The organism is Mesorhizobium alhagi CCNWXJ12-2 (genome assembly GCF_000236565.1).
GTDB lineage: Bacteria > Pseudomonadota > Alphaproteobacteria > Rhizobiales > Rhizobiaceae > Allomesorhizobium > Allomesorhizobium alhagi.
This window is the reverse complement of the sequence record NZ_AHAM01000338.1, coordinates 12496-29714: the sequence shown is the minus strand read 5'-3', so window position 1 is coordinate 29714 and position 17219 is coordinate 12496. Positions and strand designations below refer to the sequence as shown.

Here is a 17219-nt window from a genome sequence, read left to right as displayed (position 1 = left end):
AAGAGCGCTGCGCGGCGAACGCTGCCGGGCCGGCGTGCCGCACGGCCATGTGTGGACGCCCCGACGGATGCAAGAAGAATCTTTGGTGCAGGCTGCTGCGCGTGTTCGGGTGCTGCCATGTGTTCGGCCTCTCATTGCGGCTTCTCATGGGCCGCGGGCCCGTATGGGAGTTCGAGGATCAGGTCCACATCACTGGAACGCGCTCGAAGCGCTCCCCGTGCGCTTGGTTCTCCTGATCCCGCCTCGCCGACGTTGCGCCATACCTGTCCTTCGACCTTCTCACGCCCTCCCGACAGCCTCGACCGCTTCCCGCACTCAGGCGGCGACGGTCGGAGCTCGGTAGATTCCACCCCTCGTCATCAGAGCCCATGCGATGCGCGCGGTCTTGTTGGCCAGCGCCACAATCACTACCATCGGCGGCTTGCGCGCCAGCATTCTATGAAGCCACGAGCCGGATGGCACGCCTTTGCGTTTGGCCCAGCGAACCACGGCGCTGGATGCAATGATGAGCAGGCGCCGCAGCGTTCGCTCACCCATCCGGGACGTTCGTCCGAGCCGTTCCTTGCCGCCGGTTGAGCGCTGGATCGGCGTCAGCCCGATCCAGGCTGCAAAGTCGCGCCCGGAGCGGAATGTCTCCGCCGGTGGCGCCATTGCCTCGAGTGCGGTAGCGATCAGCGGACCTATGCCGGGCACGGTCATCAGCCGATGAGCGGTGTCGTCGGCCTTGGCCCGAGCGGCAATCTCCGTGTCCAGCGATTTGACCTGTTCCTGGAGGCTACGCAGTGCTTCGACGAGCATGAGAAGGCAACAGCGTGCGGCCTCCGGCACGCCCGAGGCAGGATCTTCATCTGTGTAATGAGCCGCTCGACATGCGAGGGGCCCTGCGGCGCAATCAGGCCGAACTCGGACAGATGGCCGCGGATCGCGTTGATGAGCTGGGTGCGCTGGCCGACGAGCACATCGCGGGTTCGGAAGATCACAGCCGGGGCCTGCTTCTCCTCGCTCTTAATTGCCACAAAACGCATCGTCGGTCGTTGCGCGGCCTCGCAGATCGCTTCGGCATCGGCGGCATCATTCTTCTGGCGCTTAACGAAGGGCTTCACGTAAGCCGGCGCGATTAGCCTGACCGTATGGCCGAGCTTGCCGATCTCGCGACCCCAGTAGTGCGCGCCCGGGCAGGCCTCCATAGCCACAAGGCATGGCGGCTGCGCGGCGAAATAGGCCAGCACCTGCTCGCGCCGCAACTTCCTACGGACACGACGGCGCCGGCGGCATCTGCGCCATGGGCCTGGAAGATGTTCTCGGCCAAATCCAGGCCAATGGTGGTAACTTGTGACATGGACGCCTTCCTCCGGTGGTTCTCAACGTCACCACTTTGGCACATTGATGCCGTCAGGGGGGCGTCCACATGGGGTAATCGCGGGAGCGACGTGCCCTAGAGCCGATCATAGCCTTGGAGGGTGGCTGTTCCCCGATAAGATGGAAATACGGGCTCACGACCTGACGCCGGGCCCAAGCATCGAATGGAGAACAGCCATGACAGAATATATCGGTCTCGACGTGTCGATGAAAGAGACGGCAGTGTCGATCCGCCGTGAAGGCGAACGGATCTGGCGCGGGAAGTGCGCATCTGATCCCAACATCATTGCCGAACTTGTCAGGAAGCGGGCGCCTGCCGCCAAGCGCATCGTATTCGAAACCGGTCCTCTGTCGGTGTGGTTTTATCACTCCCTGCGCAGCGTGGGGTTGCCAGCAGTCTGCATTGATGCTCGCCATGCCAAAGCTGCGCTTGATATGGCGGCGAACAAGACAGACGCGAACGATGCCGACGGTCTGGCGCATCTTGCAGAAGTCGGGTTCTTTCGCGAGGTTCGCGTTAAAGGCTTCGATAGCATGTTGACCCGCACGCTCGTGGCAGCACGCACCCGACTGGTCCGGATCACCGTCGAGCTTTCCAACCAGATCCGAGGGATCATGAAAACCTTCGGCCTGCTCGTTCCAGCAGGCAAGGGAACTACATTCGAAAAGAATGTCCGGAGCCTTCTCACGGATCAGAACGAGCTTGCTCCTATCGTGTTGCCGATGTTGGAGGCCTGGCGCGGCATTCGTATCCGCGCCGCCGAGCTCGGGCGCCAACTGGTTGCGGATGCTCGTCAAAGCCAAGCCTGCCGCACCCTCATGTCGATCCCCGGCATCGGTGTGATCACCGCGACCTCTTTCGTCACCGCCATTGAGAATCCAGACAACTTCAAGAAGTCCCGCTCTGTCGCGGCCTGGATCGGCCTGACAACTCGCCGATACCAATCGGGAGAAGTCGATTATGACGGCCATATATCTCGGCGCGGGGATCGACATCTGCGAGGGCTTCTCTACGAAGCCGCGGCGGTCATCCTGACACGCTGTTCGACCGAAAGCAGCCTGCGCACATGGGGTCTCAAGCTCCGGGAGAGGATCGGCTTCAAACGAGCCGCCGTGGCGGTGGCGCGCAAATTGATGGCGGCCGAGCTGAAAAAGCCGGCCACCGTCTTTGACCGGCTCAACATATCGGTCTTCCACGACCCAAGGAGCATTGCGGCCTCGCGCGCCAATGCCTACCGCTTTCTCGACGACAACCGCAGGGACCTTTTCATCCCCTTTGCCGCCGATGTCGTCGTCACCGATCTGGCGATGGCGCAGAAGCTGACGGTGTCGGGTCGCCGGCTGCCGCAGCAAATCCTCCTGCAGTACATCTGGCGCGAGGATGTGTTGCTCGAAGGCAAGCGCTTTGGCCAGTTCACGGGTGAGACGACCAGCGCGCTTTGCGGCGGAACACTGGCGCTCGACATAGACGGAAACTGCCTGGGTTGGATGCGCAAGCCCGGCACCCTGCCGCTCATCAAGGGGTCCCGCAAACGTCAGGCCGAGGAAGAGGAGGTCAAACTTGGCAAAGCCCGCCGCGAAGCATTCCTGAACGCACTCGCCGCGCGGATCGCGGCAGGGCGGATCGGCGATGGCGTTGCCGGCGGCGCCGCAGGGCTGCTGCAGAAGTCGATTGCGCCGCTGACCGCAGAATGGGTCGACGGTAACCTTCGCTTCGCCCTTTCGCCACATATCGGGATTGGCGGCGACGAAGACGAGGAGATGGGAGAGCGGCCATGGCAGATCAGCTCCTGATCCGCGCCTACAATGTCGGCGTCGGCGACTGCATTTATGTCCGCATCCCGAAAGCCCGCAAGAAAGGCAGCAAGGTCGACGATTTCCACATCCTCATCGATTGCGGGAAGAAGGGCAGCGCCAACGAATTGAAAACCGCTCTCGACCACTTGAAGGGTGAGCTGCCAGCGGAGGACGGCCGGAAGCGTCTCGACCTCCTGCTGGTCAGCCACGAACACGAAGACCACATCAAAGGCCTCGATCCCGACTGGTTCAGCGATGTTCGGATCGAGAATATCTGGATGAGCGTTGCGATGGACCGCGATCATCCGCAGGCCAAATTCGCGCACCAGCTCCACGATCTGGCGGCGACCGCGATGCGCAACATCGCCGCCCGCAATTTGGCGCTGAGCCCTGAACTCGAAGACATTGTCGGCCGCTACGACATCGGCAACGACGGCGCGGTGGACGCGTTGCGTGCAGTCCTGCCCCAACAGAACGGCATCGCGCCGCTCTACGTGCATGCCGACATCAAGGCCGCCAAGCTGAAGCCGAAAACGCTGTCTGGCGCGACTTTCAAGGTGCTCGGCCCCGAATTCGATATCGACACCTATTACCTCGGAGATGCCGCCAGCGACATCCTGCACGGCTTCTCAGCTTCGACGGGCCTGCTTGGCGCCGCCGGGAGGAAGCGAGCCGGCAGCGCGGGTCCTGCAAACATCAGCGCTTCCGATTTCAAGCGCCTCCAATCCCGCTTGCTGTCGAGCGCATTGGCCTTCGCCGAGGAGGAAGGCGAGATCGTCAATAATACGAGCGTCATGCTGCTCATCGAATGGCGCGGTCGCCGGCTGCTCTTCGTTGGCGACGCCGAATGGAACAGGGCCTATCGCGACAAGAAGAAGAACTTCGCCTGGAACACTGCGTGGAAACTGCACAAGAGCGAGCTCAACAAGCCGATCGACTTCCTCAAGATCGGTCACCATGGCAGCATCAACTCGACGCCCTGGAATGACAAGGAGGACGGCGGGGCAACCGAGCCATCCACCATTCTCGATGCCATCCTCCCGCTTCCTCAGGGCAATGCAAAGCCCACGGCCAAGGCGATCGTCTCGACGGAGCGAACCTTCTACAAAGTGATCCCGCGCGGAACACTTCTGGTGGAACTCGGCAAGCGGGTCAGCAACACCAGGAAATACCTGGCCGAGCTTCACGAGGACCGGATCGCCGATCTCCCCAACTATGTCATATACGAAAAAAAGTGGTTGGATCGGCCCCAGCCGCTCCGTACCGATCTCGAAACTCGCCTCACCGGCAATGGCTTCGTGGATGTGGTGATCGACCCTGCCCCAGATTTTTAAGAGCAGCTTTTTCGCCCTCGGCCTGCATCATCCGAACTTTGAATCGGAATTTCTCAACCGAGCGCCGCGGCTCGTCGAGCTTGGAGGCGATCAGCCAGTCGGCCGTTGTTGACTGTCCGCGCCGGCCGCTCCAGGCGCAGCCCGATGGGCGCGGCTTTGGCACCGAGTTCAGGCGTCATTTCAGTGGCCTGGCGGCCTGCGGCCTTCTGTGATTGGGATTGAGCTCGAGCCGCTCCTCCGGATCGTAGTGGCCGCGGGGGCACGCGCTTCAAGGTAAGCTTGCACTGCACTGACGCCTCTGCTTTTTAGGTTTGGACTGGCTACAATGAGAGCAGGGGTTTCGGCTATGTTGACAAAGTTCGTAAGTTATTGATGCTGCGTGGAGAATAGATGGTTGATATCGAAGGGAGTGTCTCATGGCCGACCTCAAGGAAACAGAGGCAAATCAGACAGCCGCCGCGGTGTCGGCGAAGGAACAGATACCTGACACAAAGGAAGTGATGCCAAAGACGAGGAAGCGAACCGGACAGCGCGCAGGTGCTGTACGAACCGGAGCCGCCAAGTCGGCCCCACAGGCGTCTTCATCTAAAGCGGTCGCCTCGCCTACAGTCCGGACAGCGCGGAAAATATACTCTGAAACAGAGCGGGCCCAAAAGCTAGGCGCGATCGAAAAGCAGATCGGACAGGGAGAGAGCATCAGGACCGCAGTCCAGAAAGCCGGAATCTCGGAACAGACCTACTATCAGTGGAAGAAAACTGCCCGGCACACAAAACAGAGCGATGAGCTCAAGGATCTGGTGAAGCTTGAAGAAGAAAATGCCCGTCTGAAGAAGCTCCTCGCCGACCGGCTCCGAAACGAAAACGCCGAACTCAGGAAAAAGCTTGGGCTGGCTTGAGCCGGCCAGGGGCCAAAGCTCAGCCGTTCGTTTCGGTGCCTCAGTCATTGAATGTTATCTCGGCAATCCGGCCTGCCGCACGGCCGCGCTCCGCGGCCATCGTCCCTGCCGATGCGACTTGCGACCATATCGATAGATCGGCAAGGTCCGCCTGTTGCTCCGCAACGAGCGAGGCGCCTGCCCATCAGAACTAGATCGGCGAGGTTGCCGGGTACCTTATGAAATCGGGAGATGTTCGGACGGGTTATCAATCACGATCAAACGACCCGGATCGTTCAAATCGAACTCAACAACGCGTGGCACGAAGAGGCGGGCATAGCGCGAGAAGGCGCTGGTGGGCGGAAAACGAATCACGGTATCGCATCGCCCAAGTAGATACATCTCGACGAGGGCAGAAAAGCCGCCGTCAGCCCCCAGTGCTGCACTGTGTAGAGGCCCGGCCCGATCCGCCTGGAGGCGTTTCGGGATAGTGAAGAGATCGGGAAACACGCCTGATAACTCGTTGAGCACCTGCGCGCTGTCCGTACACAAGAGAACCCTTACAGGTTTTGGATGCGGTAGCGCTTTGGCTTTGTGAATAGCAGTGCATACCTGCCGCAAGGCGAGCTCCGAATCAGCCCAGTAGGGCGCGTGCTCCATAATATCTTCGCCGTTGCCGTGCCGGACATGAACCCCGATTATGCTGTTCCCCTTAAAGTGTTCCTGGTAGATGGCTTCAATCCGGGACACGATTTCAGGCCTTGGTTTGATACTCTGAAAGACCTGTCGTTCGGCATCTTCCCCGCAACGCCACATCAAGCAAGCATCACACACGACGGTGTTGGCTTCATTATCACCTTGGCCTTCGAAAAGCTCTCTCAGCTCGTCTCGTTCCCGGAAAATCTGTTCATCTGGCCGGTAAACGCAGTCAATCGATGGCTTATTCCACCACGGCGGGAAGAACGGCCCAGGAAATGAGAGCTGGTTGATCCGATCGTCGCAAATGACCGGGACGCCAGCGATGTCCTGGATTGGCTCGAAGAACACCGGAAAGGCGTTGGTAAGGGGTTCATCGAGATAACACGAGCCGCGCCAATCCACCGCTAGCGTCCGCCCCGTCCGCTGCGCGTAGGACCAAGCTGCCGCGAGGGACCATAGGCAATCACCGAAACCAGTACGCCGTCGAGATACGACGAATCGATCCTTCATTGAGCCACCCACAAGCTTTTGCGCCTTCCGGAATACGACAAGGATTAGGAGGTTAGGGGCAATGTATGGCCTCGCCCGATCCAGTCACGAGCGGTCGCGATTCTGGCCAATTGCACCGGCAGAAACTCTTCGTGCACCGCACTGGAATGGAGGGACCCATTTTGGGCGGAGCCCGTTATGCGTCCAGCGTTTGGATGGTTTGCATTGAAGACACCCTGTCGGTCCACACCGACTGCTTGCTGGGCGCAATGGACATGTGGCTCTCTTGATGTTCGACGCAAACCGACGTGATCACGGGGCCTGTCTGGAACCGCCTTATTCATCGGCAGCCTCTTATGCTCGATCCGGCATTTGATCGCAGTCTTGATCCATACGAGCAGCGTGTGAGGGATGTAGCCGAACACGGCGCTGCTCCCATAGTTCCCGCAATTCTTTGACGAGAGCTTCACGCGCAACCTGATCGAAGGTAACCATATCGAGAAGATCTCCGATCACCGCTTCGCCCTCGATACGCATCAGCAGGTCGAACACGTCATGTGAAATACGAACACCGTCACGGCTGGAATGGTTCGCACGGATCTCGCAGACCGTCTCTTGGCAATCTGGCGCTGTGAATGCGCGGGTTTGATGCAGCGATACATAAGGCGGCAATGAAACCGCGAGCGCAGTCCAATCCTCCAGCGTTGGAGCCCGCTTTTTGACGAGGAACGACCCGACCACAAGACCATCCAGATCTGTCGTTAAAAATGTGGTGATGGCGTCTGCAACCGAGTCCACGATCGGCTCTGCATTGTTGTTAAAGGACGTATTGAGCAGAATTGGAATGCCGGTCCGCTTCTTGAATTCATCAATAACATCCCAGTAGGCCGGATTGGTGTTGCGCGATACCGTTTGCAGCCGAGCCGTACCGTCCACATGCGTGATGGCGCCGAGCAAGTCACGCTTTGAGTCGCGCACCCGAACTACGAAATTCATGAAGGGAAATTCGCTCGTACCGTCCGGTAGGTCGAAAAATTCGCGCGCTTCCTCCTCCAGCACAGACGGCGCGAACGGTCGATAGCCTTCGCGCTTCTTGACCATTGCGTTGATCCGGTCCTTGTTTGCGGCAGGTCGCGGGTCAGCAAGAATGCTGCGGTTACCAAGGGCACGTGGCCCGAACTCCGAACGGCCCTGCACCCATCCGATCACAGCGCCATTGACCATCCAGTCGGCTGCGCTGCTTGCCACGTCATCAGTGCGTTCAACATCGAGGTGCCCGGCCCATGCATTCAGTTCCCGCTCCACCGCGCGGTCGCTCCCGAGATCAGGCCCCCAATAGACCTCCTGCAATCGCTTGCGTGGCGCGGGGCGGCCCAGCTCGTTTGACACCATTAGTGCGGCGCCCAATGCGCAGCCAGCGTCGTGCGATGCCGGTTGCACGAAGATGTCTTCGAAAAGCCCTGAATACAGCAGTTTACCGTTCATGGTGCAGTTGTGGGCTACCCCTCCAGCCAAGCACAACCGCTTCATACCGGTAGTCTCACGATGATGCCGGAGAATATGAAACACGATCCGCTCCAGCGCTTCCTGCAATGACGCACTTACATCTCGATGCTGCTGGGTGAATGGCATTCCCTTTCGCCTGACCTCGATGTTGCGGAGCAACGTCGGACCGATCCGGTCGAGATGGACGCGGTAACCACCTTCGGCGGAGAGCTCGTAGAACTGCTCGAAGAGTTCGCGATAGGGAACGGGATCCCCGTAGGGGGCAAGCCCCATCACCTTATACTCATCGAATATGCCGTAGCCGAGATACCGGATCGTCTCGAGATAAAATAGCCCTAGGGAGTTATTCTCCGGGAACGTCTCGATTTGCGTAACGTCGGTTCCTGCCCCCAGAGCCAAGAGCCCGGAGAGAAAATCACCACCGCCATCAATCGCAAGTATCAGACTTTGTTCGAAGCCGGACATCGCAAAAGCGCTCACAGCGTGCGCCTGATGGTGACTCACGAATGAGACACGCGAAGCATCGACCTCGAAATCGAACTCCTGCGCCAGTAGCCTCTGCAGCAACAGTGCGGCATCCAACGGCATGGAGATGTCCGGCTGGGAAACGAACAGGCGTTCGAGCACAGCGTTGCTATAGGCCTCGGTAGCGTAGTACCCGATACGATCGATTTCGCTGAGCTGAACGCCAGCGGCTGAAAGACAGTATTGAATCGACTTGCTTGGGAGCTTGTTGGAGTGTTTAATCCGATTGAGGCGTTCTTCTTCTACGGCTGCTATCACCTGTCCGTCCCGGACCAGTACCGCAGCGCCATCGTGAAGAAATGTATTCGGAAGCTCGAGTCGGTTTTCATAGACTTTGTCAAGTCCGCCACTCAATCCTAGGCATAGCATCTTGCTTCTCCATTCATCGTAACAAGCAGGCATCATTGGCCTGTCTCAAGACTATTCCACGTAACTAAGCTGCATTGTCGCTCGTCGCCGCAATGGCCAGTCGGACGTCACCAACATCAAGAAGTCTTGCGTCAACGCATCAGGCGTCGACGAAACAGCACCACTGATAGGAAGAGCGGCAATATCGCGTACGCGCAAAGTGCGCCGATGTGCAGGCCGACGCTGCCGGCTGGGCGGCCAAGCATCGCCGGACGAATGAGGTCGATCGAATGCGCCAGCGGCAAGAAGTGTCCTACCTGCTGAACGGCGTCGGGCAGTTGGGTGGCGGGAAAGATCGCGCCGCATAGGAGCAGCATCGGTGTGAGGACGAGTGTCTGATAGAACACGAAATAGTCGTGGCTGGGCGCAAGTGCTATGACGACCATCGCCAAGCTCGCGAAGGCCAAGCCAGTAAGGGCGATCGCTGGCAGTGCATAGAGGATGGCAGGCCACGTGGCATAGCCCAGCGTGGCGGCAACAACCGCAATTGCGATGCCGGCTAGACAAGCCTTGGTGGCTGCCCAAGCCAATTCGCCGAGCACGATATCGCCGAGCGTCAGTTGTGTGCAGAGAATTGCTTCCCAGGTACGCTGAGTGTGCATTCGTGCGAAAGTCGCATAAATCGTTTCGAAGGTCCCGGCAGTCATTGCGCTCGTCGCGACCATGCCAGTTGCCAGAAACGCGATGTACGAAGTGCCATCAACGCGACCTACGATCATTCCGAGGCCAAAGCCGAGGCCGAACAGGTAGATTATAGGATCGGCGAGGTTGCCTAGGATCGTTACAAGCGCAACTTTCTTCCACGCCAGGAGGTTGCGGCGCCATACCGCGACCCAGTTCCACGCGTTAGCCGGCAGAACCGCCGCATACCCTTCACCCATGTTCATTTCTCCAACTCGCGCCCGGTCAGCCGCAAAAAGACATCCTCCAGATTCGGGGGGCGCTGCAGAAGCCGCAGATCCTCGCGCCCGCGAAGTTGCAACCGCACATGCTCTGGATCGGGCGCATAGCAAAAGAGCGTCTCGCCGCTGACCTCGATACGCTTCGCGTACGGCTTGATCAGCGAACTCAACTCATGCGGATTGCCACCATAGATCTCGATCACTTGGCACCCGATCTGCTCATCGATCAGCGCATGAGGTCGGCCTTCGGCGACGTTGCGCCCACCCACGAGCACGCACAGCCGGTCACACAAGCGCTCCGCCTCTTCCATGAAGTGAGTGGTCAAAATAATCGTCTTGCCACGCGCCAACAGTGAGCGCAGGCGCTCCCAGATCAGGTGGCGCGCGTGCGGATCGAGGCCGGTGGTCGGCTCGTCCATTACCAGCAGCTGCGGATCATTGACCAGCGCACGCGCAAGCGTCAGACGCCGCTTCATGCCGCCGGATAGTTCGGCAACCCGCGCATCTGCCTTGTTCTCGAGGTTAGCGAATTCGAGCAGCGACGGAATTTTCGCTTCGACCTCGCGTGTGCTCATGCCGAAGTAGCGCCCGAACACCAACAAGTTCTCGCGTACTGTGAACGCGAGGTCAAGGTTGTCGAATTGAGGGACCACGCCGATACGCTTGCGTGCCAAGCGAGCGCGTGCCGGCACAGGCACGCCGAGCACCGTGATCTCACCCGCTGCAGGCCGCGCCATGCCTAGAAGCATTCGCGTAATCGTGCTTTTGCCCGCGCCGTTCGGTCCCAGCAGGCCAAAGCACTCTCCCGGCGCGACGGTGAACGACAGGCCGTCGACAACAGTTTTGCCGCCATATGACTTCGTTACGCCGGCAAAGCCGACTGCTACGCTTGACATGCGCTCATCTCAGCTGAAGAACGCGTGTGGCGCTCCCGCTCGAACGGATTACTGCCGATCTGCGACGGATCGTCTGCGACCAATTCCCGATTCAACAGTTGATACTTTGTATCCTGACTCAAGACTTATCCACCTCGGTAACGTTACGATCAATCGTCGCTGCAAACGCAGTCCGATGTCACCAATGTCGAAGGATCACGCGCCAACTTGAGCTCGCGACGTGGCACCGCATTTTCCGACAATTCTGTAGTGCTTGATCCAGCGATGGGGTTTGGCGTGGCAACCTGTTTCCCGCCCTGGTTCGGTCCGTTGGCAGGAGAGCCTCGCGACAGCCAATCGCTATTGCTCAAGGTACACAACGCATAAGCTTTCAAGGGAAGTAGGAGGAAGATGTTGATGAATGTGTGCAGCGAGAAGCCGAGAAATCGAAGTTCGCGAGCACGAAGCGCTGCCACGCTGCAGCGAATTATGGTCATGGATGCAATCACTAGGGCAGTCGACCAGGGCACTGTGGCAGTCAGTGCGAACTGCGTCAGTCCAGCCAATACCGACAGGGCGAGCAATAGCGGGCCGAGATTCTGTCCGACCACATCCAGCGTTATATAGCGATCGAGGCTTGGCAGTAGGCGCAGCGCCAGCAAAGTGTCTCGGAATGTGCTTCGAGCCCAGCGGAGTTGTTGGCGCAGATAGGGTGCTAGCCGATCCGGAACGACTGTTGCGGCGATGGCGTCCGGAACGTATTCGGTTCGAAGTCCTGCTTTCAGCATGAGGATCGTGAGATGGCGATCCTCACCGAAGTCGCTTGGCTTCCCCCGAAACAGTTGCGTCTCGTATTGGTCCAGCAGCAAAACGAGCGCGGAGCGGCGGTACATAGCACATGGGCCGCAGCAGCACATAACGGCACCAAAGCGAGCCTGTGCCGCGCGCTCTTCATTGCAAGCCAGCCAGTACTCCATATCGATCAACCGAGTCAGCCAGGTGTCGCTCCGGTTGCTGGCTATCAACTGACCCATGGCCGCCCCGACGGCAGGATCTTGCATCTTCAGTGCAAGCTTTGTGACGACATTGGATGCGATCGTCGTGTCCGAGTCGACGTTGAGCACCAAATCTCCAGATGAGCTCCTTATCGCGGCGATCTGCGCCTTGCGCTTGCCAACATTCTTGGGGAGCAGAATGAAATTGAACCTCGGGTCACCCGCAAAGGCGTCGTGCACAGGTACAACAGCGTCGCGATTTGCAGAACCGTCATCAATCACATAGACGTGCAGTTTTCCGGCATATTGTTGACTTGCAATGGACGCTAGGCATGCCGAGAGCGCGCTCGGATCCTCGTTGAAGCAGGGGACGATGACATCCACGCTCGGCAGAAGGTCGAAACCGACCGGGTCGTCCGACGCCGGTGAACGGCCTATCGGCAAAGCATAAACTGTCTGCATGCTTTTATAGACAGCCGAGAGCAGCGCATAACACGAGATGGCGACAGTGCTGGTTGTATAAAGCAGGTTCATAGGATGCCGATTTGTTCAGTGATGTTGGGGAAGCGAGCGGATTACAAATCCGCGGTCGTGCAATGCTGAAATCAGACGGGACAGCGCCGTGACCGTCTGGTCGCGCAGACCAGCGTCGGTGCATTGTGTCAATTCGTCGGGAGGGCATCCGTCGTGCAAGAGCGCAATTGCGCCCGGCCGGACAGAGGCGAGCACTGTATCAACAATCGCGTCGACGCCAGGCCGAGACCAATCGCGAGGGTCTACGGACCAGTGGAGGGCCGCGAGTCCGGCGATCTCTGACGCTGTGAAGACGTCTTCGCTCCAGGCACCGTAGGGCGCGCGAATATAGCGCACCGAGGCCTGTGGGCACGCCGTCATGATCGCCTTGTTCGTCTCATATATCTCACGTTGCACTTCCCCGAAGCCGCATTTGGACAGATCCGGATGAGTCATCGTGTGGTTGCCTACCTCGTGCCCTTCCGCAATCATTCGTCGGATGAGCTTCGGCTGGTCTGCCGCGTAGGCGCCGATGACGAAGAAAGTCGCCGGCACCCGCTGCTCTGCCAACACATCGAGAATCTCCGGTGTGAAAAGCGGATTGGGACCGTCGTCAAACGTCAGATAAACGCTGCGATGGCTGGCGCCGTCAGAGCACTCACTGCGCACTTTGTATAAGCAGCCGACGTGCGTCATAGCTCTGGCCCGTTCCGATCAATGATGGCACTGGTCGGCCATTCGCTCATCGGCCGCGCAATCGGCATAACCACGACGAGAACGTCCTCCACGCGGGTGGCCGACAAGTGGAGATGCACCTGCGGGTGGGTCGACCGTACGCAAACGCCTGACACGACGGTCATCAGGCCGTGTCTGCCAAACCTCTCAAGATGGTTCCGCAGCGCGTGCCGAACCGTGCCGAAGCCGAATGGAACCCCAAGCTCGTGCAGTACTGGACTCATGACGTGGATTGAACGGGCGATCCCGAGCCCCTCCAGATCCGGACGTACCCCGTACAATCCTAATTCAGCCACGAGCAGATCGACCGCGCCAACCTTGATGAACCGACGCAGCAGGCCCAGATGGGCCGCTATACCTTTTGAGTCATAGCCGATTGCACGGAGCTCTGGCCTCGCACCCACCCAACTCCGATTGCCTTCGAATGGTTCTGCGTTGAAGGCTCCGGTCGGCCCATAGGTCTTTCGAAAGAAATCCGCGAGTTCGACATGGTCAGCCACTTGCAACTCATTTTCCCAGCAAAGCCTCCACTGCACCTGAGAGCGCATGCAAAGACCTCCTTTGTGATGTCTTCTTGAGGGACGAAGCAGCGGCCATATTGTGCACGCCATTCGCGGTCGTCAGTGATCGTGAGGCTAGCCAAATTGGCTGACGGACTCTTGGATGCGTCGCGTTCCATAGCTTATTGGCATACTCAATACTTTCGTCCTTCTGTGCCGCTCGGAACTTTCACGTCGATGCACTTAGTTTCGTGTTGGCTAATGGAGCATTTCGAAAGATCGGTAAAATCGATTGTTTTTATACGGCCTATCCACCCTGTGGATATCATGCGTAACGGGGCGGCTTGCGATCGAACTGAGCCAGCCGGCCATGAACTCAACCGTCGCCCGGTTACATCTCTATTTCCGCGGGCGGATTTGGCTGAAGCGGCGCACGGATATTCCCAGAAGGATATCGATGCAGATGCGATGATGCGGGTGACAAGCCCGACGAGTTGAAGAGAACCCGATCGGCTCTGATGGAGCCCGCAAGCGCTTCTTTTGGTTTGCGGGGCCTGCCTTACTCAACCAGGAACATCGCCTGGTAAAGGTCACCGATGTCCTGCGGATGCTCAAGCCGACCAAGATCCGCAGCAGCCCGCCGGAGCTATCCAGCTTGGCCCTTCGACAGAATGTCTCCATCGAGTGTCCGTCGCCGTGTCTGCATCCGCGCTCCGCGTGTCAGGATGACAGCCCATACCGGGAGACACTCCTGCCCCGGAGCTCACCTGATCGACAGGGCCATTTTTTGCCAGTTTGCCTAATCCAGTCGGCAGTCCTGCACACGGGTGAGTGTCGCAATTCAAGCCCCCGCGGCCATACCGGCTGAGACTTTGTGTGCAGCCGAAGTGTTCTAACAGTTGCTTCTCACCGCTTTCGACGGCCCGCTCAGGAGTCAAACGCCGTTCTGGATCTCTCAATGCGGAATAGCCCACCACCAATCCGACGCGATCAGGACGGCCCTCGCCTGTTTGCCGGCCGTAGAGCGGCGATACCGAATGGACCGCGCGTGCCCGTCGCGCCTCTTAGACCAGCACGTCCTCTAATGACTGAGAGATGTCTTTGACCGGACGACGTGCAGCTCGGTATCGGCGCCTTTGATGATTGTCCGTGACGCGCGTCGAAGTGCGGCAGGGTCTCCCGGCGCTCGCCGTTCAGCCGGCGCGCGTCGTACATTTCATAGCTGCCGCTCTCAATCAGCGAGGCCAGGGGCTTCCTGCTCCGCAAACGGAGAATGCCTGTCCAGAAGCTGCTTGGCCGTCGCGAAGACATCCTGCAGGCGTGGCGTGCCGCCCTTGACCTGACTTAGCGACATAGCGCCTTAGAGCGGTTGACACTATGGAAACTGTGGTTCACCGCCTCAGCATGGCCGAAATGCCCTGGCGGACAAAGGGAAGATGTTGGGCAACGCGAAGCCCAACATGTCGTGCAAGCAGTGCCGCAGGGTGCTCGCCTGAGTAGAGCCTGACGAGTATATTCGTAGCATAGTAGAGCGGCGCGGCCGATCGGCGCAGCCAGCTTTCGTATTTGCGGAGCATGTCGGGATCGGCAATGTCGCGACGGTCGCGACCTGCTGCTAGGATTCGATGAGCGAGTTGCCTCTGGGCGCTCAGGCCGATGTTGAAGCCATGCGCAGTCACCGGGTGCATGCCTATGGCAGCATCGCCGATGAGTACGGCGCTCGGAGCCCAGAACTTGTGCGCCCACGTCGTGACCAACGGGTAGGCATGGCGGCTGCTTGCCAAGGTCATTTCTCCGAGGCGCCCTCGACAGCGGTTCGTCAATTCCATCAGGAACAAATCGTCCTCGAAAGCAAGCAGTCTATCGGCCTCGTTTGAGCGTAAGGTGAGAAGCAGCGACGACACGCCTTGCATGAGCGGCAACATCGCTATCGTCTGATGGTGATCGAACCATTCGACTGCGATCTGGTGATGGACTCGCTCGTGCCTCACCCGGCAAATCAGCATCGAGTTGCCAAGCCGATTGATGTCGGCGCCGATGCCGAGTAGGTCGCGCGTGGCGGACAGACGCGAATCCGCTGCAACGAGAAGCCGAGCGGTCAGCTGCCTGCCATCAGAGAGCGTTATCACTGCGCCTTTGTGGCTGTTGGTTGCATCGACGACCGACAGGCCGCACAGCAGCCGGGCATGATCCTGCGAGCGGACGATCTTGAACAGGGCATCGCGGATCCGGCAATTTGGGACCAGAACGCCCAGTGGTTCCCTAGATGCGCTGGGAGGATCGAAACACAGAGCGAAAGCGCTCGATCCGTTGAGCACGCGCGCGCCTTCAAGTTGTGATTTGTCCGAAGCGGGGATGGCATCCCAGGCGCCGAGCTCGCGAAGGATTCTGATCGAGGCGTTGGTCAGCGCGATCTCGCGACCGTCGAAAACCGGATCCGCCAGCCTTTCGAGAGACTGCTGTTCAACAACTGCCACCTTGAGTTCGCTCTGGGCAAGCGACGCGGCGAAGGAAAGTCCGACCGGGCCGGCTCCGACGACAACGATGTCGAACTTGTCGCCGGAGCCGGCCATTAGCCTGCCGCCCTCGCCTCGGCTACCTTCCTGAGATGGTGGCGGAGTTGAGCCACAAGTCGTGCACCGGTAGCGCTGCGTTCCAGTGTCCGCTGCAGCGCCTCAAGCCACTGGGCAGGAAGATCCCCATAAATCGGCAACGAAGTAAGCCGTTCCATCAAATACGGACGCCGACATTTTCATTCGGCTCGGGGGTGCTCCAGCTGTATGATCCGATGACGAAGCTGTCTGATAGCAATGCGTTCTTCCCTGTAAGACCGATCGACGAAACCACGCAGATGAGGACGTAACCTTGATCTGGATCAGCCAACACCACAAATGCCGGCCATGGCGATTTGGTGGTCGATCGCCACGAAAATGTTTTGGCCTTGTTTTAGCCAGATCGGCACGAAACGGCGGACTGCCCCTTTCGGGCGATCCTTTTCTCGTACATGATGACATCAGCCGCCTACGCATGAAGGCGGAACCAGCAACGCAGTCTTTGGTGCGATGGGGGCTTTTCAAAGATCTCTGTCAGCGCAGCTTGCTAGCTGTAGAGCCTGCTGTGGTTGCCGCCCGTAACGCAGAGGCTTCTGGCCCTATTCGACGTGTGATTGAGTGTGGTCTTCTGTCAGGCTTTCATGTGCGGCATTTCCAGAAGCTGCTGGCCGGTATGGTGATCTGCAGATCAGGTCCGAATCCCAACAACGAGCGCATTCGTGGCGGACCAGTTCGGGCAGTTTGCTCTTTGGTTCCTCGACGATCTCCTTGATGCGAGTGAGGTGGTGGATGCCTTGCGCGACGACGTGGCCGTATTCGTAGAGAATGGCACGCAATGCATTCACCAGATCGGTGCGCTGATGGACGAGGCGCTGGCGAGCTCGGAACAACACTGCCCTGGCCTGCTGTTCTTCCGATTTCGGCTCGACGAATCGCATCTCCGGCCGCTGGGCCGCAATCACAATCGCCTCGGCATCGGCGCAACCACTGCCGACGGATGCTCCGTCATGAACTTCTGAAACTGGAGCCGTGACAGCTTCCTTTCGAGACTTCACATGGCCGTTCATCGACGCGCCGTGGAGCACGATTGCATTCATTGCCAAATCCATTCCCAATCATCGTATTTTCTTGATATTGCTCGTCCTCTCCGCTTGG

11 protein-coding genes and 2 pseudogenes are annotated in these 17219 nt (G+C 59.0%); 3 read left to right on the top strand and 10 right to left on the bottom strand.

Features of this window, described 5'->3' with window-relative positions; genetic code table 11:
- Positions 1–315: 315 nt before the first annotated feature.
- Positions 316–1339, bottom strand: a pseudogene (locus MAXJ12_RS33745) (IS110 family RNA-guided transposase).
- 197 nt (positions 1340–1536) lie between these two features.
- On the opposite strand from MAXJ12_RS33745, the pseudogene MAXJ12_RS33740 reads away from it, so the two are divergent.
- The 3 genes and pseudogenes from MAXJ12_RS33740 to MAXJ12_RS33730 all read left to right on the top strand — a co-directional run.
- A pseudogene (locus tag MAXJ12_RS33740) lies at positions 1537–2493 on the top strand (IS110 family RNA-guided transposase); the annotation flags it as partial.
- Between the two features lie 641 nt (positions 2494–3134).
- Positions 3135–4490, top strand: coding sequence for a ComEC/Rec2 family competence protein (locus MAXJ12_RS33735; protein ID WP_008840738.1), 1356 nt, complete (start codon positions 3135–3137; stop codon positions 4488–4490).
- 416 nt (positions 4491–4906) lie between these two features.
- Positions 4907–5386 (top strand): transposase, encoded by a 480-nt coding sequence (locus MAXJ12_RS33730; protein ID WP_040589670.1) that lies wholly within the window; start codon positions 4907–4909, stop codon positions 5384–5386.
- 216 nt (positions 5387–5602) lie between these two features.
- On the opposite strand, the gene MAXJ12_RS33725 is transcribed toward MAXJ12_RS33730, so the two are convergent.
- From MAXJ12_RS33725 to MAXJ12_RS38510, 9 genes are all read right to left on the bottom strand, one after another.
- Positions 5603–6574 (bottom strand): nodulation protein NodZ, encoded by a 972-nt coding sequence (locus MAXJ12_RS33725; RefSeq protein ID WP_040589661.1) that lies wholly within the window; start codon positions 6572–6574, stop codon positions 5603–5605.
- Positions 6575–6907: 333 nt separating this feature from the next.
- Positions 6908–8953, bottom strand: coding sequence for a carbamoyltransferase family protein (locus tag MAXJ12_RS33715; RefSeq protein WP_008840733.1), 2046 nt, complete (start codon positions 8951–8953; stop codon positions 6908–6910).
- A gap of 131 nt (positions 8954–9084) precedes the next feature.
- Positions 9085–9873 carry an ABC transporter permease gene (locus MAXJ12_RS33710; protein ID WP_008840732.1) on the bottom strand — a complete coding sequence of 263 codons (789 nt, stop codon included), beginning with the start codon at positions 9871–9873 and terminating at the stop codon, positions 9085–9087.
- Between the two features lie 2 nt (positions 9874–9875).
- On the bottom strand, positions 9876–10790 hold the full coding sequence (nodI, locus tag MAXJ12_RS33705; protein ID WP_008840731.1) for a nodulation factor ABC transporter ATP-binding protein NodI: 915 nt from the start codon (positions 10788–10790) through the stop codon (positions 9876–9878).
- Between the two features lie 149 nt (positions 10791–10939).
- On the bottom strand, positions 10940–12298 hold the full coding sequence (gene nodC / locus MAXJ12_RS33700) for a chitooligosaccharide synthase NodC (protein WP_008840730.1): 1359 nt from the start codon (positions 12296–12298) through the stop codon (positions 10940–10942).
- Between the two features lie 15 nt (positions 12299–12313).
- Positions 12314–12973 carry a chitooligosaccharide deacetylase NodB gene (gene nodB, locus MAXJ12_RS33695; protein ID WP_008840729.1) on the bottom strand — a complete coding sequence of 220 codons (660 nt, stop codon included), beginning with the start codon at positions 12971–12973 and terminating at the stop codon, positions 12314–12316.
- Complete coding sequence (locus tag MAXJ12_RS33690) at positions 12970–13560, bottom strand: NodA family N-acyltransferase (RefSeq protein ID WP_008840728.1); 591 nt, start codon at positions 13558–13560, stop codon at positions 12970–12972. Before MAXJ12_RS33690 ends, nodB begins: the two co-directional genes overlap by 4 nt.
- A gap of 1343 nt (positions 13561–14903) precedes the next feature.
- Positions 14904–16085, bottom strand: coding sequence for a 5-demethoxyubiquinol-8 5-hydroxylase UbiM (gene ubiM / locus MAXJ12_RS33685; RefSeq protein ID WP_008840727.1), 1182 nt, complete (start codon positions 16083–16085; stop codon positions 14904–14906).
- 578 nt (positions 16086–16663) lie between these two features.
- The gene (locus tag MAXJ12_RS38510; protein WP_202946725.1) at positions 16664–17161 is read right to left on the bottom strand and encodes a transposase; all 498 of its coding nucleotides are present in this window, start codon (positions 17159–17161) and stop codon (positions 16664–16666) included.
- Positions 17162–17219: the final 58 nt, after the last annotated feature.

Excerpts from the sequence above, each read along its gene's own strand:
- MAXJ12_RS33735 (WP_008840738.1), top strand. The coding sequence starts at position 3,135 with ATGGCAGATCAGCTCCTGATCCGCGCCTACAATGTCGGCGTCGGCGAC.
- MAXJ12_RS33730 (WP_040589670.1), top strand. The coding sequence starts at position 4,907 with ATGGCCGACCTCAAGGAAACAGAGGCAAATCAGACAGCCGCCGCGGTG.
- MAXJ12_RS33725 (WP_040589661.1), bottom strand. The coding sequence starts at position 6,574 with ATGAAGGATCGATTCGTCGTATCTCGACGGCGTACTGGTTTCGGTGAT.
- MAXJ12_RS33715 (WP_008840733.1), bottom strand. The coding sequence starts at position 8,953 with ATGCTATGCCTAGGATTGAGTGGCGGACTTGACAAAGTCTATGAAAAC.
- MAXJ12_RS33710 (WP_008840732.1), bottom strand. The coding sequence starts at position 9,873 with ATGGGTGAAGGGTATGCGGCGGTTCTGCCGGCTAACGCGTGGAACTGG.
- nodI (WP_008840731.1), bottom strand. The coding sequence starts at position 10,790 with ATGTCAAGCGTAGCAGTCGGCTTTGCCGGCGTAACGAAGTCATATGGC.
- nodC (WP_008840730.1), bottom strand. The coding sequence starts at position 12,298 with ATGAACCTGCTTTATACAACCAGCACTGTCGCCATCTCGTGTTATGCG.
- nodB (WP_008840729.1), bottom strand. The coding sequence starts at position 12,973 with ATGACGCACGTCGGCTGCTTATACAAAGTGCGCAGTGAGTGCTCTGAC.
- MAXJ12_RS33690 (WP_008840728.1), bottom strand. The coding sequence starts at position 13,560 with ATGCGCTCTCAGGTGCAGTGGAGGCTTTGCTGGGAAAATGAGTTGCAA.
- ubiM (WP_008840727.1), bottom strand. The coding sequence starts at position 16,085 with ATGGCCGGCTCCGGCGACAAGTTCGACATCGTTGTCGTCGGAGCCGGC.
- MAXJ12_RS38510 (WP_202946725.1), bottom strand. The coding sequence starts at position 17,161 with ATGAATGCAATCGTGCTCCACGGCGCGTCGATGAACGGCCATGTGAAG.